The organism is Hymenobacter polaris, from assembly GCF_012927305.1.
Taxonomy (GTDB): Bacteria; Bacteroidota; Bacteroidia; order Cytophagales; family Hymenobacteraceae; genus Hymenobacter; species Hymenobacter polaris.
On record NZ_JABBGH010000001.1, the window covers coordinates 595,673 to 615,145 of the forward strand.

General features: G+C 62.3%; 22 protein-coding genes. 6 read left to right on the forward strand and 16 right to left on the reverse strand.

Annotated elements, in window-relative coordinates; all coding sequences use genetic code 11:
• Positions 1–75: 75 nt before the first annotated feature.
• Both HHL22_RS02535 and HHL22_RS02540 read right to left on the reverse strand, forming a co-directional pair.
• A complete protein-coding gene (locus HHL22_RS02535; protein ID WP_169529397.1) occupies positions 76–1,386 on the reverse strand; it encodes a BaiN/RdsA family NAD(P)/FAD-dependent oxidoreductase in 1,311 nt (436 codons plus the stop codon).
• A 28-nt stretch (positions 1,387–1,414) separates the two neighbouring features.
• Entirely contained in the window at positions 1,415–2,275 is an 861-nt protein-coding gene (locus HHL22_RS02540) for an NAD(P)-binding domain-containing protein (protein ID WP_169529398.1), read from the reverse strand.
• 200 nt (positions 2,276–2,475) lie between these two features.
• Between HHL22_RS02540 and HHL22_RS02545 the strand changes: the two genes are divergently transcribed.
• Positions 2,476–3,324, forward strand: a complete 849-nt coding sequence (locus HHL22_RS02545; protein ID WP_241737948.1) for an SDR family oxidoreductase — start codon at positions 2,476–2,478, stop codon at positions 3,322–3,324.
• Between the two features lie 46 nt (positions 3,325–3,370).
• Here HHL22_RS02545 and HHL22_RS02550 read toward each other — a convergent pair whose 3' ends face one another.
• The 10 genes from HHL22_RS02550 to HHL22_RS02595 form a co-directional block, all read right to left on the reverse strand.
• Entirely contained in the window at positions 3,371–4,180 is an 810-nt protein-coding gene (locus HHL22_RS02550) for an ABC transporter substrate-binding protein (protein WP_169529400.1), read from the reverse strand.
• A 69-nt stretch (positions 4,181–4,249) separates the two neighbouring features.
• Positions 4,250–5,320 carry a M42 family metallopeptidase gene (locus tag HHL22_RS02555; RefSeq protein WP_169529401.1) on the reverse strand — a complete coding sequence of 357 codons (1,071 nt, stop codon included), beginning with the start codon at positions 5,318–5,320 and terminating at the stop codon, positions 4,250–4,252.
• A 20-nt stretch (positions 5,321–5,340) separates the two neighbouring features.
• Complete coding sequence (locus HHL22_RS02560) at positions 5,341–5,658, reverse strand: hypothetical protein (RefSeq protein ID WP_169529402.1); 318 nt, start codon at positions 5,656–5,658, stop codon at positions 5,341–5,343.
• Between the two features lie 125 nt (positions 5,659–5,783).
• The gene (locus HHL22_RS02565) at positions 5,784–6,014 is read right to left on the reverse strand and encodes a type II toxin-antitoxin system MqsA family antitoxin (protein ID WP_169529403.1); all 231 of its coding nucleotides are present in this window, start codon (positions 6,012–6,014) and stop codon (positions 5,784–5,786) included.
• 97 nt (positions 6,015–6,111) lie between these two features.
• Positions 6,112–6,306, reverse strand: a complete 195-nt coding sequence (locus HHL22_RS02570) for a DUF4258 domain-containing protein (protein WP_169529404.1) — start codon at positions 6,304–6,306, stop codon at positions 6,112–6,114.
• A gap of 6 nt (positions 6,307–6,312) precedes the next feature.
• Positions 6,313–7,887 carry an acyl-CoA carboxylase subunit beta gene (locus HHL22_RS02575; RefSeq protein WP_169529405.1) on the reverse strand — a complete coding sequence of 525 codons (1,575 nt, stop codon included), beginning with the start codon at positions 7,885–7,887 and terminating at the stop codon, positions 6,313–6,315.
• A 120-nt stretch (positions 7,888–8,007) separates the two neighbouring features.
• The gene (locus HHL22_RS02580; RefSeq protein ID WP_169529406.1) at positions 8,008–8,694 is read right to left on the reverse strand and encodes a DNA-3-methyladenine glycosylase family protein; all 687 of its coding nucleotides are present in this window, start codon (positions 8,692–8,694) and stop codon (positions 8,008–8,010) included.
• 62 nt (positions 8,695–8,756) lie between these two features.
• The gene (locus tag HHL22_RS02585) at positions 8,757–9,407 is read right to left on the reverse strand and encodes a metallophosphoesterase (protein WP_169529407.1); all 651 of its coding nucleotides are present in this window, start codon (positions 9,405–9,407) and stop codon (positions 8,757–8,759) included.
• 47 nt (positions 9,408–9,454) lie between these two features.
• Positions 9,455–10,747, reverse strand: a complete 1,293-nt coding sequence (locus tag HHL22_RS02590; RefSeq protein ID WP_169529408.1) for a cation:proton antiporter — start codon at positions 10,745–10,747, stop codon at positions 9,455–9,457.
• A gap of 75 nt (positions 10,748–10,822) precedes the next feature.
• Complete coding sequence (locus HHL22_RS02595; protein WP_169529409.1) at positions 10,823–11,836, reverse strand: threonine aldolase family protein; 1,014 nt, start codon at positions 11,834–11,836, stop codon at positions 10,823–10,825.
• Between the two features lie 190 nt (positions 11,837–12,026).
• On the opposite strand from HHL22_RS02595, the gene HHL22_RS02600 reads away from it, so the two are divergent.
• Both HHL22_RS02600 and HHL22_RS02605 read left to right on the forward strand, forming a co-directional pair.
• Complete coding sequence (locus HHL22_RS02600) at positions 12,027–12,218, forward strand: hypothetical protein (protein ID WP_169529410.1); 192 nt, start codon at positions 12,027–12,029, stop codon at positions 12,216–12,218.
• 95 nt (positions 12,219–12,313) lie between these two features.
• On the forward strand, positions 12,314–12,670 hold the full coding sequence (locus tag HHL22_RS02605) for a hypothetical protein (RefSeq protein WP_169529411.1): 357 nt from the start codon (positions 12,314–12,316) through the stop codon (positions 12,668–12,670).
• Between the two features lie 81 nt (positions 12,671–12,751).
• Here the strand turns inward: HHL22_RS02605 and HHL22_RS02610 are convergent, their stop codons facing one another.
• Positions 12,752–13,273, reverse strand: coding sequence for a metallophosphoesterase family protein (locus tag HHL22_RS02610; RefSeq protein ID WP_169529412.1), 522 nt, complete (start codon positions 13,271–13,273; stop codon positions 12,752–12,754).
• Between the two features lie 141 nt (positions 13,274–13,414).
• On the opposite strand from HHL22_RS02610, the gene HHL22_RS02615 reads away from it, so the two are divergent.
• The 3 genes from HHL22_RS02615 to HHL22_RS02625 all read left to right on the forward strand — a co-directional run bounded on the left by HHL22_RS02615 (position 13,415) and on the right by HHL22_RS02625 (position 16,531).
• A complete protein-coding gene (locus tag HHL22_RS02615) occupies positions 13,415–14,113 on the forward strand; it encodes an NUDIX hydrolase (RefSeq protein WP_169529413.1) in 699 nt (232 codons plus the stop codon).
• 5 nt (positions 14,114–14,118) lie between these two features.
• Positions 14,119–14,628, forward strand: coding sequence for a hypothetical protein (locus HHL22_RS02620; RefSeq protein ID WP_169529414.1), 510 nt, complete (start codon positions 14,119–14,121; stop codon positions 14,626–14,628).
• Positions 14,629–14,959: 331 nt separating this feature from the next.
• On the forward strand, positions 14,960–16,531 hold the full coding sequence (locus tag HHL22_RS02625; protein ID WP_169529415.1) for a peptide MFS transporter: 1,572 nt from the start codon (positions 14,960–14,962) through the stop codon (positions 16,529–16,531).
• A 209-nt stretch (positions 16,532–16,740) separates the two neighbouring features.
• Here HHL22_RS02625 and groL read toward each other — a convergent pair whose 3' ends face one another.
• From groL to secG, 3 genes are all read right to left on the reverse strand, one after another.
• Complete coding sequence (gene groL, locus HHL22_RS02630) at positions 16,741–18,387, reverse strand: chaperonin GroEL (RefSeq protein ID WP_169529416.1); 1,647 nt, start codon at positions 18,385–18,387, stop codon at positions 16,741–16,743.
• A gap of 159 nt (positions 18,388–18,546) precedes the next feature.
• The gene (gene groES / locus HHL22_RS02635; protein ID WP_206680679.1) at positions 18,547–18,837 is read right to left on the reverse strand and encodes a co-chaperone GroES; all 291 of its coding nucleotides are present in this window, start codon (positions 18,835–18,837) and stop codon (positions 18,547–18,549) included.
• Positions 18,838–19,107: 270 nt separating this feature from the next.
• Positions 19,108–19,461, reverse strand: a complete 354-nt coding sequence (gene secG, locus HHL22_RS02640; protein WP_169529417.1) for a preprotein translocase subunit SecG — start codon at positions 19,459–19,461, stop codon at positions 19,108–19,110.
• Between the last annotated feature and the right edge of the window lie 12 nt (positions 19,462–19,473).

Consider the following 19,473-nt stretch of genomic DNA (forward strand, 5'->3'; position numbering starts at 1 on the left):
TAGCCAAAAGCCCGCAGGGTTACGGCTTTACCCAAGAAAGTAGCATTTTATTGACCAGCGGGGTGGCTGCCCGGCCTAGGGCTGGGCCAGGGCCAGACTGCGCCCCGCTAGCCAACCGGTAGTCCAGGCCGCCTGGAAGTTGAAGCCACCCGTAATGCCATCGATATCAAGTACCTCGCCAGCAAAGTAGAGGCCCGGTACCCGGCGGCTTTCCATGGTCTGGAAATTAATTTCGGCAAGTGGAATACCACCGCAAGTTACAAATTCTTCTTTGTGGGTGGTTTTGCCTTGCACTTGCAGTGGGGTGCGCAGCAGTAGCTCCAGCAGGCGGTTTTGGGCTTTGGCCGGTACTTCGCTCCAGCGAGCGTCGGCGCCTAGGCCTGCTTCGGCCATCAAGGTGCGCCAGAGGCGGGTAGGCAGCCCGAACTGCGGATGCGCCGCCACCTGCTTTTTGCCGTTCTCCTGCCGATACTGCTGGGCCCAGGCCCGCAGGGTGTCGTCGGTGTGGGCGGGCACCCAGCTGATGAGCGCCGTGCCGTGGTAGGCCAGCTCGTGCAGGCGGCGGGCACCCCAGGCCGAGAGCTTGAGCACGGCCGGCCCACTCACTCCCCAGTGCGTGACGAGCAGCGGGCCCTCATACTGCAGTTTCTCGCCGGCCAGCACCACCCGGGCGTGGGGCACGCTCACGCCGGGCAGTTCGCGCAGGGGCGAGGCGGGCACGTTGAAGGTGAACAGCGAGGGTACCGGCGGCGCCACGCTGTGCCCTAGGGCCCGTAGCCAGTCGTAGGCCTCGGCCTTGGCGCTGCCGCCGGTGGCCACCAGCAGCTGGCCCACGCGCAGCGGTGAACCTAGGCGGGTATTACCTTCGCCGCTGAGAATCAGCTCGAAGCCGCCGGTGGGTAGGGGGGTAATACGCTCGACGGCGGTGCGGGTGAAAACGTGCACCCCGGCCTGGCGCGCGGCGCTTTCCAGGGCCTGGGCAATGGTTTCGCTGCTCTCGGTGGTCGGAAACATGCGCCCGTCGGCTTCCGTCTTGAGCTGCACGCCGCGCTGGGCAAACCACGCCACGGTGTCGGCCACGCCAAATCGCTGGAAGGCTTCTTTCAAGCCCCGGCTACCGCGCGGGTAGTGCTGCATGAGCTGCGCGGCCGACTCGCAGGCGTGCGTTACGTTGCAGCGCCCGCCGCCCGACACGCGCACTTTGCTCAGCAGCTTCGGGCTTTTTTCCAGCAAAAAAACCGGCTGGCTGGGGTTAGCTTCAGCGCAGGCAATGGCCCCGAAAAAGCCCGCGGCCCCACCCCCAAGCACCGCCACGGGCAGCGCGGCACTGGAAGGCGCGGCGGCAGGTACGGCCGTAGCGGCAAGCACGGAGGAAGGGGAGGACATAATGCAAAATTACGCCCTAGGGAGTGTCTCAGCAGAAAGGCAGGGCCGCCAGCACGTCGTCGTGCACGAAGGTGTAGGGTACCACCCGCCGCACCTGGCTGCTATCGATGAGCTTGCCGCCGCCCTCGTCGGGCTGGAAAGTGGGAGGGACTAAGCCAATAAAAAGCGCGGCGGCTGGGTAAAACTCGTGCCGCAGCGGGTGCTCGCTGGCACACACGTTCAGAGTGTGGCCCCACAGGCCCTGGGTGATGATGGTGCGCAGCACGCCCACCGCATCGGTGAGGTGCAGCAGGTTGGTGGGAGCGCTGCCGTGGGGCAGGCGTTGGCGGCCCGCCAGAAAGCGGCCGGGCGCGCGGCCAGGCCCAATAAGACCCCCTAGGCGCACTACCGTGCTGTGCCACTGCCCGTAGCGCGGTACAAAGTGCCCCTCGGTACGCAGCACGTCCGACGAGGCATCGCGGGTGCTCAGGGCATCGGTTTCGCGCATGGGGCGGGGCGCGTCGGGGTACACGCCCACCGTAGAAACAAACAATACTGCCTTGGTGCGCGCCGCCGCCACGGCCCGGTGTACGGGGCGCAGCAGCTGCGGGTAGCCACCGGCCACGGCGGCACGGGGCGGCACGTTGAGTACCAGCACATCGGCCTGGGTTAGCCAGGCGGTCAGGCCCTGCTCGTCGGCCGCCGAGAAATCCGGACCGAGCTGCAACAGCAGGGGCTCGATGCCAGCCGCGGCCAGCACAGGCAGCTGCTCGGGGGTGGTAGTGGTGCCCAGCACCCGGTGGCCCTGCGCCAGCAGCTCTTTGGCCAACGGAAAACCTAACCAGCCGCACCCTAGCACCGCCACGGTGAGGCGGCCGTCAGCTAGGTTTTGGACAGGAATCTCAGACATAGAAAACAGGTGAATTGGAAGCTAGAAAGGCAGCAGAGCGAGTGGTGAGCGAACCCCAGCGCAGGCAGCTAAGCGCCGGGCAGTGTTAGGCAAGCCGAGTAGGAGCGTGTGGTGGTAGTATCTTCGGGCGTTGCTATAACCGGGGTTTTGCCCGGTTATGTTGCCCGCTTATGTCAGTTATGTCAGCTTTTGCCCAGCCCATGCTTCGCGATAATGCCCTCGCGGGCAAAACCATCATTGTCACGGGTGGCGGCACGGGCCTTGGCCGCGCCATGAGTACGTATTTTCTGCAATTAGGGGCAAATGTGGTAATTACCAGTCGCAAACTCGCCGTACTGGAGCAAACCGCGGCCGAACTGCGCCAGCTAACGAGTGGCCGCGTGCTGGCCCTGGCCTGCGACGTGCGCCGCTACGACGAAGTAGAGGCGGTGCTAGACCGTGCTTACCAAGAGTTTGGGCGCGTGAATGTACTGCTTAACAATGCGGCCGGCAATTTCATTAGCCCCACCGAGCGTCTGAGCCACAAGGCCTTCGACGTGATTGTGGACATCGTGCTCAAGGGCACGTACAACTGTACGCTGGCCCTAGGCAAGCGCTGGATTGCCGACCAGCAGCCCGGCACCATCCTCAACATCGTCACCACGTACGCTTCGGTCGGGTCGGCCTTCGTGGTGCCCTCGGCGGCGGCCAAAGCGGGCGTGCTGGCCCTCACGCGCTCGTTGGCCGTAGAATGGGCCAAGTATGGCATCCGCTCTAACGCTATCGCGCCCGGCCCTTTCCCCACCGAAGGCGCCTGGAGCCGCTTATTTCCTGAGCCGCTGGCCAGCCAGCTTGACCCCGCCGCCAGCGTACCGCTCAAGCGCGTGGGCGAGCATCAGGAGCTGGCCAATTTAGCGGCTTACCTAGTGTCTGATTTTTCGGCTTACATCAATGGGGAGGTAGTAACCATCGACGGGGGCGAATGGCTGAATGGTGCCGGCGAGTTCAATAAGCTGCAGGCCCTAACGCCTGCCATGTGGGACCACATTGAAAAAACCATGCGCCGCTAGGGCCGGCAAGCCCAAAGCACCAGTTCTGAATTAGCAGAAAAACTTGCTAAAAGTAGCTTTTGGCTAGCTTGCTGAAGTAGGCCGCCGACTGTAAAAGCCGGCTGCCATACCAGCTGAATAGCTCGCCGTCGACCACCTGCACCCGCGCCGCGGGGCAAATGGCTTGGAATTCAGCCAAGTGTTTCTCCTTGAACGGATACGGCTCGGACGACAGGAAAATGCGCGTCGGCGCGGCGGCTTGCAGCTGCTCGGGGCTTACCTCAGGGTAGCGCCCTAGGGCCCCGAATACATTGGCAAAGCCCGCCCGGCGCAGCATATCGTCAATGAACGTGCCGCCCGCTGCCACCATGTAAGGCCGGCGCCAGATGAAGTAGGCAGCCGGAATGGGCGGCCCTAGGGCTGGTAGCGCCGCAAAGGCTTGGTCAATGGTAGTGGCCAGCGTTGCGGCGGGCGCGGCCACTCCCGTAAGCGCGCCAATCTCTTCAATCATGGCCAGCGCGGCGGGCAAATCGGCAATGTCGCTGACCCACACTGGGTAGCGCTGCGCTAGCTCCGCGATGCCAGCCTGGTAGTTTTCCTCTTTGTTGCCAATAAGTAGGTCGGGCTGCAGCGCGTGGATTTTAGCGAAATCGAATTGCTTGGTGCCGCCAATCACCGCAGCCTGCTGCCGCGCCGCGGCCGGGTGCACGCAAAACTTGGTGACGCCCACCACTCGCGCCCCCAGGCCCAGGTCGAAGAGCAGCTCGGTTTGCGAGGGCACCAGCGATACGATGCGTTGCGGCGGATAGGGCAGTACTATCCGCCGGCCCAATTGGTCGGTTACCGGGAGTGAGTGCGCGGGCGGGGAGGCAGACATGTGGGGGCGGGCACCTTACCAAAACGGCCACCCCTAGGGGCAGCCGCGGTGGTAAAAGGAAAAGGATGCTTAGCTGAAATACCGGAAGTCCTGGCCGTCCTCGATGCGGAGCAGGGTTTCGTAAATCAGGTTGATAACGTTTTGCACGTCATCCTGGTGCACGGTTTCGACGGTGGTGTGCATGTACTTGAGGGGCAGCGAGATGAGGGCCGCCGCCACGCCCGCGCCCGAGTAGGCAAAGGCGTCGGTGTCGGTGCCGGTGGCGCGGGTGGCGGCGGCACGCTGAAACGGAATATCGGTTTCCTTGGCGGTGTTGATGATGAGGTCGCGCAGGTTGTTTTGCACGGCCGGGCCGTAGGTGATGACCGGGCCTTTGCCGCAGGAGATGTCGCCGGCCGTTTTCTTCTCGTACATCGGCGACTGGCTGTCGTGGGTCACGTCAGTGATGATGGCCACGTCGGGATTGAGGCGGTGGGCTATCATCTCGGCCCCGCGCAGGCCAATCTCCTCCTGCACCGCGTTCACGATGTAGAGGCCGAAGGGCAGCTGCTTGTGGTTCTCTTTCAGCATCCTAGCCACCTCGGCTACCATGAAGCCACCGATGCGGTTGTCGAGGGCGCGGCCCACGTAGTATTTGTTATTGAGCACCGTAAACTCGTCCTCGAACGTAACGACCGAGCCCACGTGCACGCCCATTTCGGCCACCTCGTCGGCGCTGCTGGCGCCACAGTCCAGGAAAATGGTTTCGATGGTGGGCGCCTTGTCCTGCTCTACCTTGCGCACGTGGATGGCCGGCCAGCCGAACACCGCCTTCACGATGCCCTTTTCGCCGAAGATATTGACGCGCTTGCTAGGGGCTACCAGCGCATCGGAGCCGCCGTTGCGGCGTAGGTAGAGATAACCTTCCTTGGTGATGTAGTTGACGAAGTAGCTGATTTCGTCGGCGTGGGCCTCAATCACCACCTTGTACTTCGCCTCGGGGTTCACGACGCCCACCACCGTGCCGTAGGTGTCCACGAAGTAGCTGTCGATGTAGGGCCGGATGTAGTCGAGCCACAATTTTTGCCCTTCTTTTTCGAAGCCAGTGGGCGAGGGGTTATTCAGGTAAGTGGTGAGAAACTCGAAGGACTCGGGACGCATGAGCAGTGAGATAGAAAAGCTTAGTAGTAGCGGGCGGCACCCCGTTCTAGCGCGGTAGCGCAGAGCGAGGTGAGGGCCACAGTCAAAACAATAAAAAGCAAGGAAACGGTACCAGCTAGTACGCCACCCCCAATCAGCACCAGGCCCATCAGCAGCAGGCAACTGCCCACCCACTTGTTTAAGCCTGTTAGATTCTGCGCCTTTTCGGGATAATAGCCCTTAATAGGCAAGCCGCGCAATTTGTTTTGCCAAATGCGGATGCCAAAATAAATGGGTACCATTCCGAGCAGGCTCCAAAAGAAAATGCCCGCTGCCAGCGCCACTTGCTGAATACTCATACCTGCGGCCGAAATAGGTTACAACGGAATATTCCCGTGCTTTTTGCGCGGCAGGGTGGCTATTTTGTTTTCTAGCATCTTGAAGGCGCAGATGAGCTTTTAGCGGATTTGGGTTTCAGAAAGGGCTAGCTAGCCATCCGCCAACGGCTAACCTCTACTTCGGCGCCTTTGGCAATGGCAGCTTCGGCGCGCTCATACAGCTGCTCGGCCACGTCGGCGCTCAACTGGTAGTCGCCGCAGTTTTGGCACACGCGAGCTGGCACCAGCTTGAACACGACCACCGCACCATTGTGCTCCAGCGTAACGGTGGCGTAGCCGGGTTCCAGTTCGCCGGTTTTGCAGAGAGTACACAGCATAAAGCAGTTACGTTATTTTTTGGGTAAAGGTATTGTCCCACCGTAGCGGGCCGGGCCGATAGGCGGTTATAACTACGCATAAGCCGTTGCTAGCATTCTAGGCAACTACTACGTGCAACGGCTGCTGGTTGGGAAATGCCAGCAGCAGAACACTAGGATAGGGCTTATCAGTGGGATAAGAGGCGATTTCCTGCCCATGCTCCACTGCAAAGCGCACGTCAGCAATAGGAATCTGCCGGCTAAACAGCCGTTGCACCACGTGCAGGGTGAGGTCGAGGCTGCTACACTGCATCGCTGCCTACAACGGAATATTCCCGTGCTTTTTGCGGGGCAGCGTAGCCACTTTGTTTTCCAGCATCTTAAATGCGCGGATAAGCTTTTGGCGGGTCTGCGCGGGCATAATTACCTCGTCCACGAAGCCGCGGTGGGCGGCGCGGTAGGGCGTGGCGAATTTCTGCTGGTAGTCGTCTACTTTCTCTTGCAGCTTGGCGGCGGGGTCCTCGGCCTGGGCAATTTCGCGCTTGAAAATGATTTCGGCCGCGCCCTTGGCGCCCATCACGGCGATTTCGGCCGAAGGCCAGGCGTAGTTGAGGTCGGCGCCGATGTGCTTGCTGTTCATCACGTCGTAGGCACCGCCGTAGGCCTTGCGGGTGATGACGGTGATGCGCGGCACGGTGGCCTCGCAGAAGGCATAAAGCAGCTTGGCGCCGTTGGTGATGATGCCGCGCCACTCCTGGTCGGTGCCGGGCAAAAAGCCGGGTACATCCTCCAGCACCAGCAGCGGGATATTGAACGAGTCGCAGAAGCGCACGAAACGGGCGGCCTTGGTGCTGGCATTAATGTCGAGCACGCCCGCCAGCACCGCCGGCTGGTTGCCCACAATGCCGATGCTGCGGCCCCCTAGGCGGGCAAAACCCACCACAATGTTTTCGGCAAAGGCGGCGTGCACTTCCATAAACGAGCCCGCGTCCACGATGCCTTCCACCACCTCGCGCATGTCATAGGGCTGGTTGGCATTGTCGGGGATGAGGGTGTCGAGCGCCGGGCGGCTCTCGTCCTGCCCTAGGGCGTAGGGCAGGCTAGAAGCCGTTTCCTCGCAGTTTTGGGGCAGGTAGCTCAGTAGCTGCTTGAGCTGCTGGATACACACTACCTCGTTGGCCGCCGTGAAGTGCGTGACGCCGCTCTTGGCCGAGTGGGTGCTGGCGCCGCCCAGCTCCTCGCTGGTCACTTCCTCGTGGGTCACGGTCTTCACCACGCTCGGGCCGGTCACGAACATGTAGCTCGTGTGCTCCACCATCAGAATAAAGTCGGTGATGGCCGGCGAATACACCGCGCCGCCCGCGCAGGGCCCCATAATGGCCGAGAGCTGCGGCACCACGCCGCTGGCCAGGGTATTCTTATAAAAGATGTCGGCGTAGCCCCCCAGGCTCACCACGCCCTCCTGAATGCGGGCGCCGCCCGAGTCGTTAAGGCCAATCACGGGCGCCCCGTTCTGCAGGGCCAGGTCCATGATTTTAACGATTTTCTCGGCGTGGGTTTCGCTCAGCGAGCCGCCAAACACCGTGAAATCCTGCGAGAACACGTACACCAGCCGGCCCGCAATGGTGCCGTAGCCGGTCACCACGCCGTCGCCGAGGTAGTGCTCCTTGTGCAGGCCAAAGTCGGTGGCGCGGTGCATCACAAACTTGCCGATTTCCTCGAACGAGCCCGCGTCGAGCAGCAAATCGAGGCGCTCGCGGGCCGTCAGCTTGCCTTTTTTGTGCTGGGCTTCCATGCGCTGGGCACCGCCGCCCAGCAGGGCTTCCTGGTTTTTGGCGGCCAGCAGGTCAGTTTTCGAAATCGTGGGGTTAGCGGCTACGTGGGGGTCGGCCATTGGGGGAGGGTGGGAGGGTAAGGGGGTAGGAGTTGGGACGGGGTTGGCTGCTCGCAAACTCTGCCCAAAGGTAGGTCGAGCGCAAAAATACCCGCTTAAACCCCTGCCCCCCTTACCCTCCTAAACTCCTGCTCCTTCCCAGCCCATTTCCTGGTTGGGGCCCGGCGGGTTGTCGAGCGAGCGCCACAGGTACTTGCAAGCCAGGGTGCGGTAGGGGCGCCAGCTTTCGGCAATAGCCAGCATGCGCTTTTGCAGGGCCCGGCCGGTTTCCTCCAGCTGGTAGTGCTTGCGCATGGCGTTCTGAATGCCCAGGTCGCCCTCGCTGAACACGTCGGGCTGGTCAAGGGCGAACATCTGTAGCATCTGGGCCGTCCAGCGCCCCACGCCCCGAATGGCGGTCAGGTGTTGGGTAAACGCCTCGGCGTCGAGCTGGCTCAGGTGCTCATAGTCGAGCAAGCCGCGCTCCTGGTACTCGGCAATGGCTTTCATGTAGCCAATTTTTTGGCGCGAGAGGCCCGCCTCGCGCAGCTCGTCCTCGCTCAGCAGCAGCACCTCCCTAGGCTCGGGATAGCCATCGGGCCGAAACAGCGCCGCAAAGCGCCGCCAGATGGCCGCCGCCGCCTTGGCCGAAATCTGCTGGCTGACAATGGCGCGCAGCAGCGCCAGGTACAGGTCTTCGTGGGCGGCCGGGCGCACCGGGCCGTTTACGCTGGCGATGGCGTGGGCCAGAATGGGGTCGGCCTGGCGGAGGTGGGCGAGGGCCGCCGCATGCCAGTGGGGTTCGGGAGGTGAGGAAGGGGTTTCCAAGGTAAAAACGGGCTAGGCGGGCAGCGGGCGCGGCCAGAAACTGAGCGGGCCCCGCCTAGGCCTCATATATCGGTGAGATAAGTAGCTACGGCAACAACTTCGAGTATCTCGCCGGTTTCACTCAGGCGCAGGCCGGTGAGGTGCCCGCCCATTGCGGCCCCGGTATCGAGGTAAATGGCGTTGGCCGCCACGTCAAAGTACGGCTCATTATCGTCGGTGGGCGTGTGGCCCACTACCTGCAGCTTGCCCAGGTTTTGCAAGGGGCCGCGCCGCCACAGCACGCCCTCGCCGTTGGTCGGGTCGGTGGGGCTGGGCACGTCGGCAAAGCCCGCGTGCGAGAACAGCAGGTGCTCGGTTTCGTAGAACAGCGGGCGCCGGCCGAGCCACGCAGCGTGGGCGGCCAGCAGGGTGGGGTGGCGCCGGTACTGCTCGAGCGTGGCCCGGCCGCCCCAGCCCAGCCAGGCGCGGTAGGGGCCGCTGGGCCCCACGTGCTCGGCCATGGCCCAGTCGTGGTTGCCCTGCAGAAACACGGTGCGGTCGGGAAAATCGCGGCTGAGCTGGCAGCACAACTCCACGGTTTCGGGCGAGTAGTTGCCGCGGTCTACCAGGTCGCCGAGCTGCACTAGCACTTCTTCGGCGGGGCGCCAGTCCGCTAGTAACTCGCGCAGGGTGTGCAGGCAGCCGTGCACGTCGGCTAGTACAAAATACTGCATAGCATAACTGGGAAGGTAGCAAGTGCCCTAGGGCCAGTTGGGAGGGCCTAGGGGGCCGCGGTAGCGCGGGTAGGGACCGCGTCTGAGGAGGCGTTGCCCACGCCCAGCCGGCGCACCAGCGGCCCAATGGTGAGCCCTTGGCCGATAATAGAAAACACGACAATCACGTACGTAATGCCCACCAGCAGCTCGCGGGGGGCGCTATCTGGCAGCCCGAGGGCCAGCGCCACCGACAAGCCTCCGCGCAGGCCGCCCCAGGTGAGCACGGCCACGCCGTGCTGCGAGGGCCGGAACAGCTTGCTGCTCTTGAGAATAGCCAGCGACGACGATACGGCCACCAGTCGCGCCGCCAGCACCACCGCAATGGCCACCACGCCCGCCCCCATAATGCGCCCCGTGATGGGTAGCACCAGCGCCTCCAGCCCCACCAGCACAAACAGCACCGCATTAAGCACCTCGTCCACCAGCTCCCAGAATTTATCGACGTAGCTGCGCGACTCGGGCGAGAAAACGGCCCCCGAGCGGCTGAAGTGACCCACCAGCAGCCCGGCCACCACCATCGCCAGCGGCCCCGACGTGTGCAGGTGCCGGGCCAGGGCGGTGCCCCCAGCCACCACGGCCAGCGTGAGCAGCACCTCCACCTGGTAGTTATCGACGGCGCGCAGCAGCCAGGCCGTGCCCAGGCCCAGGGCCGCGCCCAGCGCCATGCCCCCTAGGGCCTCCTGGGCAAATACGGCCAGGGCGTGGGTTAGCGTCACCTCGCGGGGCCCCAGCTGCGCGATTTCCAGCAGCACCACGAACAGCACGACCCCCACGCCATCGTTGAAGAGCGACTCGCCCACAATCTTGGTTTCCAGGTTCTTGTTGAGGCGGGCTTTGGTCAGGATGCTGAGCACAGCCACGGGGTCGGTGGGCGAGATGAGGGCGCCGAATACCAGGCAGTAGCCGAGGGAGGTGGGCAAACCCAGCAGCGGCAATAGGTAGTACATGGCCCCGCCCACCAAGGCCGTGCTAAGCAGGGTGCCCACCAGCGCCAGCGTGCCCACCGACCAGCCCAGCTTGCCCAGCCGGCCCGTATCGACGTGAATGGAGCCGGCGAAAAGCAAAAAGCCCAGCATCACCTGCATGACCAGCGCGTTAAAATCAATTTTGCCCACTATCTGGGCTAGGTCGAGTACGGGCTGCACGCCCAGCCGGGCCAGGCCCACCAGGCTGAGGGAGGTCAGTAGCCCCAGCACCATTAGGCCAATGGCGGGCGGCATTTTCAGCCAGCGGTGGTTGAAGTAGGCGAAGGCGGCGGCCAGCACCAGCAGCAGCGCCAGAGCATCGTATAAAGGCATGGGGTAATAGCAAAGAAAACAAAGAGTCGTGGCGCGGCTTATGCAGCCCAGGGGCGCCGCAGCCGGGCAGCCCCGCTAGCGCAGAGCCGTAATGACTTGCGCTAGCTGGGCATCATCCACGTCGAGGTGCGTTACGAAGCGCACCCAGCTGCCCCCAAAGCCGCTGGCCCGAATGCCAGCCGCCTCCAGCCGGGCCAGGAAGTCGGCCACCGTCAGGCGGCTTTCATCAAGCCGGAAAAGTAAGAGGTTGGTTTCCGGCTCCAATATTTCGGCTACGTAGGGCAGGGGCCGCAGCGCCTCGGCCAGGCGGGCCGCGCGGGCGTGGTCGTCGGCCAGGCGGGCCACGTTGTTTTCCAGCGCGTACAGGCCGGCGGCGGCCAGGTAGCCCGCCTGCCGCCACCCGCCGCCCATGAGCTTGCGCAGCCGCCGGCAGCCGCCGATAAACGCGGCCGAGCCCAGCAGTACCGAGCCCACCGGTGCCCCTAGGCCCTTGCTCAGGCATACCGAGATGGAATCGAACAGCTGCCCGTAGTCCTGGCTGCGCTGCCCGGTGGCCACCAGCGCATTAAAAATGCGGGCCCCGTCGAGGTGCAGGGCCAGGCCTTTTTCCTTGGTGAGCGCGGCAATGGCTTGCAGGTCGGCCCACGCGTAGCAACTGCCGCCGCCCCGGTTGTGGGTGTTTTCGAGGCATACCAGCCGAGTGGTGGGGTAATGCACGTTGCCGGTGGGCCGAATGGCGCCGGCAATTTGCGCGGCCGTGAGGCGGCCCCGCTCGCCGGGCAGCAGCGCCACCGAGGCGCGGGCGTGGTGCATGATGCCGCCCACCTCCCAGAGGTACACGTGGGCCGAAGCCTCGCACACCACCTCCGATACCGGCGCGCAGTGCGCCATGATGGCCAGCTGGTTGGTCATGGTGCCCGAGGGGCAAAACAGCCCCGCCTCGGTGCCGAAGCGGGCCGCCAGCGTAGTTTCGAGCTGGTGCACGGTGGGGTCTTCCTCGTACACATCGTCGCCCACCGGGGCGGCCTGCATGGCGGCCAGCATGGCCGGAGTGGGGCGCGTAATGGTGTCGGAGCGCAGGTCTATCATGGAGAGTGGTAGGTTAGGATTGGCTGTTGGCTAACAGCTGCCTAGGGGCTAGGAGCAAGCAAAAGCGGCCAGGCTAAAAAGCCAACCATCAACAGCCAAAAGCCAGCAGCGCACAGTAAGGTTTGGAAACTCAAAGGTAAAGCCGTATTTTTGCGCCTCATTTGCCAGAATCTCAACCGCCCCGGTACTCATGTCCGTAACCCGCCTCAAGCGTAAGCACCGCAAGAATATTGCCCGTGCCAACAACGAAACCAAGAAAATCAAAGACTTGCTGCGTACCCCCGTGTTGAAGAACGTGGATTTGGACGAGCTGAAGTCGCGCTTTGGCCAAGCTGCCCCCGAGGCCGCCGCTGATAAAAAAAAAAGCCTGAGCCTGGCGTAGCGGCCCCCGCTGCCCAAAGCCAGCAGCCCGCCGAAGCCAAGCCGGAAGGCCTGCTTGATAAAGTAGCCCACGCCGCCTCAGCCGCCGCCGAAGCCGTGCGGCACGCCGCCACCGACGCGGCCGATGCCGTAGCCCACAGCAGCGTGGTAGAAAAGGCCAAAGAGGTAGCCACCCAGGCCGTTGATGCCGTGACGCACAGCGCCGCCTTCGAAGCCGCCCAGCAGGCCGCCCACAACGTAGTAGAGGGTACTAAGCAGGTGCTGAACACTGCCGAGAAGCCCGAACCGGCCGCCGCTCCTGCCGAGGAGCCCGCTGCCGAGCCCGCCAAAAACGAAGAAGCCAAGGTAAACCAAACCGGGACCGTGGGCTTTGACGAAGCGGAGGCCGTAACCAAGCCAGTGAACCCCGACGGCCAGCCCGGCGAGCACCCCAAGCCCGAGATTGAGCTGTAAGGCCACTGCCTAGCTCCCACAAAAGCCTTCCGCTGCCGCAGCCGGAAGGCTTTTTTGTGGCCGCGGGCCTAGGGGCCTGGGCTAGGCGCCCACGTCGAGCGCCGTGGTGCGGGGGCCTAGCTCCACCACTTGCATGTCCACCACCTTGCCGCGGTCGATGCCAAAGCGCAGCATGGTGCGCACCTTATGAAAGCCGTGGCGCCCCGCCGCGCCGGGGTTAAGCACCAGCAAATTGCGCTTCGTGTCGGGCATGACGCGCAAAATGTGCGAGTGGCCGCATACGAAGAGGCCCGGCTTGGTTTGGGCCAGCAGCTGCTGGGCGGCGGGGGCGTAGTGGCCGGGGTAGCCGCCAATGTGCGTCATCACCACGCGCAGCCCTTCCACCTCGAAGTCCTGCACCAGGGGCTCGGTGCAGCGAATATCGCCCCCGTCGATGTTGCCATACACCCCCCGAAAAGTAGGAGCCAGCGCTACCAAATCCAAAATCAGCTCGTTGGAGCCAAAATCACCCGCGTGCCAGATTTCGTCTAGCCCGTGTAGGTGGTGCGCCACGCGCTGGTCGAAGTAGCCGTGGGTATCTGAAAGCAAGCCAATACGCGTCATAGCGCCGCAAAGATGCAACCCGCGCCCCAACTCAGCCGAAAACGCGGCCGCCCCGTATCTTGCGCAGCGGCCCGCCCTCGGCGCGGGTAGTTGCGTGGTCGCGGGGCGGCAGCTACGACTTTTCACCCGAGAATCTTTCCGATGAACGTATTCATCAACGATATACCGCTGATTATCAAGAAAACCAGCGATAAGGTATACAAGCACAAGTACGACTTGGTGCTGGCTGCCGACACGGAGTTTACCAGCAAAGACCTGGTGGGCGACGTGCTGGTGCGCGACGCGACGCCAGCTTTTCTGGACCGCGTGCTGCGCCTGATGGAAGTGAAAAAGCTGAAAAAGCTGGATTCGCTCACTCTGCTGGCCAAGAAAAAAAAGTACCTCATTCTACACCTTAAAGACCAGTTCAAAATTGCCAAAGCGGCGGGCGGCCTGGTTGTAAAAAACGGGCAGGTGCTGATGATTTACCGCCTGGGCAAGTGGGACTTACCCAAGGGTAAGCTCGAGCGCAACGAAGAAGTAACCCTAGGGGCCGTGCGCGAGGTGGAGGAAGAGTGTAATATTAAAGTAGAGCTAGGCGAAAAGCTGCCAAGCACCTGGCATTCTTATGCTTATAAAGGCAATAAGATGCTCAAGAAGACCAGCTGGTACGTCATGCGCTGCCTCGACGACTCGGTGATGCGCCCGCAAACCGAGGAGTACATTGAGGAAGTGCGCTGGATGTCGCCGCAGGAAGCCCTCACCCACATCGAAGATTCCTACGCCTCCATTGCCCTGGTGGTGCGCCACCACCTGCGCAGCATGGTGAGCCAACCTACCAAGGCCACCTCGGCCGACTAAGCATTATGGCCGTTCCGTCTTTGGTGCGCAGTACGCGCGGCTGGCTGCTGGCGGCGGGCCTGGCCGGGGGTGGGTGGCTGGCAGGTAGCTGCTCGGGCGCCCACGAGCCGACGCAGCACGGCCCCGAAGCGGGCCACCTGCGCCCCGAAATCAAGCCGACAACCAATGTGCCGGTGCTACTGGGCAAGTCCATCGAAGAGCTGCGGCAGCGCCTAGGGCCGGCCCAGCCGCTACCCTCGATTTTTACCGACTTGGCCCTCTACGATAACCTGGCGCCGCAGCCCACCGATTCCGTTATGGTGTTTCGGACTGGGGGCCTGCTGCTAATGGCTAGCTACAACATCCATAGCCGCCACGTCAACGACCTGCTTCTCTTCGGCCGCCACGAAGACAGCCTCATGCACCGGGCTACCTTGCGCGCGGATGCCCCTAGCTACCTCATTGTGCCCCTGTTTCATCCGAAGCGGCCCGGAACCTTACTGGGCTTGCGCGTGATTCCGGCCGAGCGCCAGTAGCTAGGGCCTGCCGGCTGCCGGGCGGTGCTACTTCAGCCACTAGTTTCAACGCGTAGCCGTAGGTCATTACTTACCAAGCAGAAGCAGATGGTAAATACCTGGTGGCCCATAGAGGACCTAGGCCACCACTGGCGCTGGTAAGCTGGCAGGCATAGGCGGTGGGCGCACGGGTAGGTAGGCGGCGCCAGGAGCATCGCAAGCCACCCTGGGGGATGCTGGCCGCTGGGGGAGGCAGTCCGTTCGCTATTCCCCCAAACCATGCTTAGCTTTACCCGTCCCCCCTTGCGGGCGGGGCGCCTAATAATCTTTCTTCCTCCCCGTTTACCTGCCCATGCATCCTACGCCCGTCGACATCCACGACTCGCCGCCCCACCTCGAAGCCACTTCCGCCAGCCACCCTAGGGGTCTGTACCTGCTCTTCGCCACCGAAATGTGGGAGCGCTTCAGCTACTACGGGATGCGGGCCGTGCTGGTGCTCTTCCTCATCGATGCCATGCGGATGGACAAGGCGTTCGCATCGAAGTTCTATGGCGGCTACACCAGCTTAATCTACCTCACGCCGCTTATCGGCGCCTACATCTCCGACCGCTACTGGGGCAACCGGCGCTCCATCCTCACGGGCGGGTTGCTGATGGCGCTGGGGCAGTTTACCCTCTTTTTCTCGGCTAGCAACTACGGCAGCATCCAGGACCACCCCCTTAGCCACTGGCTGCTCTACCTGGGCCTAGGGGCCATGATTGTGGGCAACGGCTTCTTCAAGCCCAATATCTCCAGCATGGTGGGCACGCTGTACCGGCCCGACGATAAGCGGAAGGACGCGGCCTATACCATTTTCTACCTGGGCATCAACCTCGGCTCGCTCATCGGCAATACCATCACCAGCACCGTGGGCGACACTGGCCGCCCCAACGACTTTCGCTGGGCTTTCCTGGCCTGTGGCCTCGCCATGACCCTAGGTACCGTCATTTTCAACTGGGGCAAGGGCAGATACCTGCACACCCCCGACGGCCGCCCCGTGGGCGAGACGCCAGCCGGCTCCACGCTGGTCAATGGCCTGTTCGCGCTGCTTCCAGTGCTGCTGGTGCTGGTGCTGGGCATCCTTTACCTCGACTCGGCCAAGCTTCCAGTTATTGCCCCGCTGCTGGGCCTGGCCGTGGTGGGCATCGCCCTGCTCATCTTCACCGATAAGTCGCTCACTGCATCCGACTTGCAGGGCGTACTGGTCATTTTTGTGGTGTCGTTCTTCGTGGTGTTCTTCTGGGCGGCTTTCGAGCAGGCCCCGGCCTCGCTCACGTTCTTCGCCAAAGACAGCATGGACCGCACCATCTTCGGCCACGAGCTGCCCCCGAGCTTGTTCCAAAACCTCAACGCCTTCTTCGTGGTCACGGGCGCCCCCATCATGGCCCTGGTGTGGACAGCCCTGGGCAAGCGCGGCCTCGAGCCGCCTTCGCCCGTCAAGATGGCCCTAGGGCTAGCCCTGTTGGCGGTGGGCTACCTCGTTATGTGCTTCGGAGTGAATAACTTGCAGCCAGGCGTGAAGGTGAGTATGTTCTTCCTAGTGGCCATGTACTTCTTCCACTCCTACGGTGAGCTATTTCTGTCGCCCATTGGCCTCTCGCTGGTCAATAAGCTGGCCCCCGCCAAGTTCGCTTCCCTGCTGATGGGCGTGTGGTTTCTGGCCAACGCGGGCGCCAACTACCTGGCCGGCTACATGAGCAGCCTCTACCCCGACCCCACCTCCACCGCCCCCAAGCCCGTGCTACTGGGCTTCCACATCGACAACCTCTACGACTTCTTCCTGATTTTCGTGGTTTCGGCCGCCGTCGCCGCCGCCATCCTACTCGTTATCAGCCCCAAGCTCATTGCTATTATGAAGGCTCGGGAAGTAGAGCCACAGATGTAACGGATTTACCTGGTTTCGCGAAAAACCCGCCGTACCACCTGGGTGCGGCGGGCTTTTTTGTAGCAACAGCGACCCACTGCACGCACAAAAAGCCCCGCCGCGCAACGCGCGACGGGGCTTTAAGTTATTACCAACAAATCTAACATCCTGCGTAGTCAGACGCGAAGCGGCGTATCCACGAAATCAGTTAAATCCGTTAAATCTGCGGTTTACATCATGCCGCCCATGCCACCCATACCGCCCATGCCACCATCACCGTGGCCGGCGCTTGCCTCCTTAGGCTCGGGCTCGTCCGAAATCACGGCTTCGGTCGTCAGTAGCAGGCCAGCGATAGAAGCAGCGTTTTCGAGGGCCAGGCGGGTTACCTTGGTTGGGTCGATGATGCCAGCGGCCGTTAGGTTCTCGTACTTGTCCTCGCGGGCGTTGTAGCCGTAGTCGCCTTTGCCGTCACGCACTTTCTGCACCACTACCGAGCCTTCGCCACCAGCGTTGGCCACGATGGTACGCAGCGGAGCCTCCAGGGCCGTGCGGATGATGTTCACGCCGGTGCGCTCGTCACCGTTCAGGGTGTCGATAGCATCGAGCGAGTCGAGGGCGCGCACCAGGGCTACGCCACCGCCGGGCACCACGCCTTCCTCAACGGCGGCTCGGGTGGCGTGCAGGGCATCGTCCACGCGGTCTTTCTTTTCCTTCATTTCCACCTCGGTGCTAGCACCGATGTAGAGGATGGCTACGCCGCCGCTCAGCTTAGCCAAGCGCTCCTGCAGCTTCTCCTTGTCGTAGTCCGACGTGGTAGTTTCCATCTGCGCCTTAATCTGGTTGATGCGGCTCGTGATGTCTTCCTTCTGGCCCTTGCCGTTCACAATCGTCGTGTTGTCTTTATCCACGATGATTTTCTCGGCCTGGCCCAGGTATTCCAGGGTAGCGTTCTCCAGCTTGTAGCCGCGCTCTTCCGAAATAACCGTACCGCCCGTCAGGGTAGCAATGTCTTCCAGCATGGCCTTGCGGCGGTCGCCGAAGCCGGGAGCCTTCACGGCCGCAATTTTCAGCGAGCCGCGCAGCTTGTTCACCACCAGGGTGGCTAGGGCCTCACCGTCCACGTCTTCCGAGATGATGAGCAGGGGCTTGCCGGTCTGGAGCACTTGCTCGAGCACGGGCAGCAACTCCTTCATAGTGCTCACCTTCTTGTCGTAGATGAGAATGTAGGGGTTGTCAAACTCCGTCTCCATCTTCTCGGCGTTGGTCACGAAGTAGGGCGACAGGTAGCCGCGGTCGAACTGCATGCCTTCCACCGTTTTTACTTCAGTTTCGGTGCCGCGGGCTTCCTCTACGGTGATAACGCCTTCTTTACCAACTTTATCCATGGCATCGGCAATCATCTTGCCAATCTCGGCGTCGTTGTTGGCCGAGATGGTACCTACTTGAGCAATTTCGGCGCTGCTGCCAATCGGCTTCGACTGCTCTTTCAGGTTAGCTACCACAGCCTGCACGGCCTTGTCGATGCCGCGCTTCAGGTCCATCGGGTTAGCCCCGGCGGCCACGTTCTTCGAGCCGGCCGTGTAAATGGCCTGGGCCAGCACGGTGGCGGTGGTGGTGCCGTCGCCGGCCTGGTCGGCCGTCTTGCTAGCTACCTCTTTAACCAGTTGGGCGCCCATGTTTTCGATGGGGTCGCGCAGCTCAATCTCTTTAGCTACCGTTACCCCGTCCTTGGTGATGCTCGGGGCACCGAACTTCTTGTCAATGATAACGTTGCGGCCTTTCGGGCCGAGGGTTACTTTAACGGCGTTTGCCAGCTTGTCTACGCCACGCTTCAGGCGGTCACGGCCATCGGTGTCGAATTGAATGTTCTTAGCCATTTGGGTGGTTAAGTGAGAGTGTTAAAAGAAGAGGGGAGGTGTGATAGACGGATTAGGGGTGAGATGCGAGAATCAGCGGAATAGCTTAATTAAAAAGCTTGCGCGCAACTCGCAGATTACTACCTCATTTAGGCCTACCACATTAAAATAACGGTTAGCTTAGAGAACAGCGAAGATGTCCTTCTCCTGCATAATGAGGTAGTCCTCGCCGTCGATGGTGATTTCGGTGCCGCTCCACTTGCCATACAGCACCTGGTCGCCTACCTGTACCTCGGGCTTGATGGCGGTGCCATTATCGGCCGTTTTGCCGGCGCCTACGGCCACCACTTCGCCGCGCTGAGGCTTCTCCTTCGCGGTGTCGGGGATGATGATGCCGGACTTGGTGGTCGATTCGGCGGCGGCGGCTTTCACGACTACGCGGTCGGCCAGCGGTTTAATGCTCAGTGCCATTGCTTAAAAAAATGTGGGAAGAATGTTTTGGGTAAACGAAAAAACTGCAACCAGCATTGCTGCCAGTAGCGGGTGACACGAAATGTGCCAAGGCGCCAAACTCTGCCAGAATAGGCGCTATTCGGGCCGCTTTGGCAGGCTAGGGCGCCCAATTGGCGGGCAAAGGTAGCGAGTTGCGGGCGGCCATGCCACCTTGCCCGTAAAGCCAGCGGCCCCCGCTCCGAAAGGAGCGGGGGCCGCTGGCTTTATTCTTAACTTAAAATGCTAAACCTACTTAGCCGGATTAGCTGGGGCTGGGGCGCTACCAGCTGGAGGGGTAACGGGTGCTTGGACGGGGGCGGCCGAGCGGGTTTGCTGCGCGCGCTGCTGGTTGATGCTGCGCACGGCATCGCTGCTGCCCTGGCCCAGCATATGGGTGGCCAGCGAGAGCACCATCAAGGCAATAGCAAAGCCCCAGGTTAGCTTCTCCAGCAAGTCGCCGGTACGCTTCACGCCCATCAGGTTAGCTGCGCCACCCGCACCAAACTGGCTGCTGATACCGCCACCCTTGGGGTTTTGGGCCAGCACCACGAGCGCCAGCAGAAAGCTCACCAGCAGCATCAGAATAATCAGGAACGTAAACATGAGTCGTAGAAA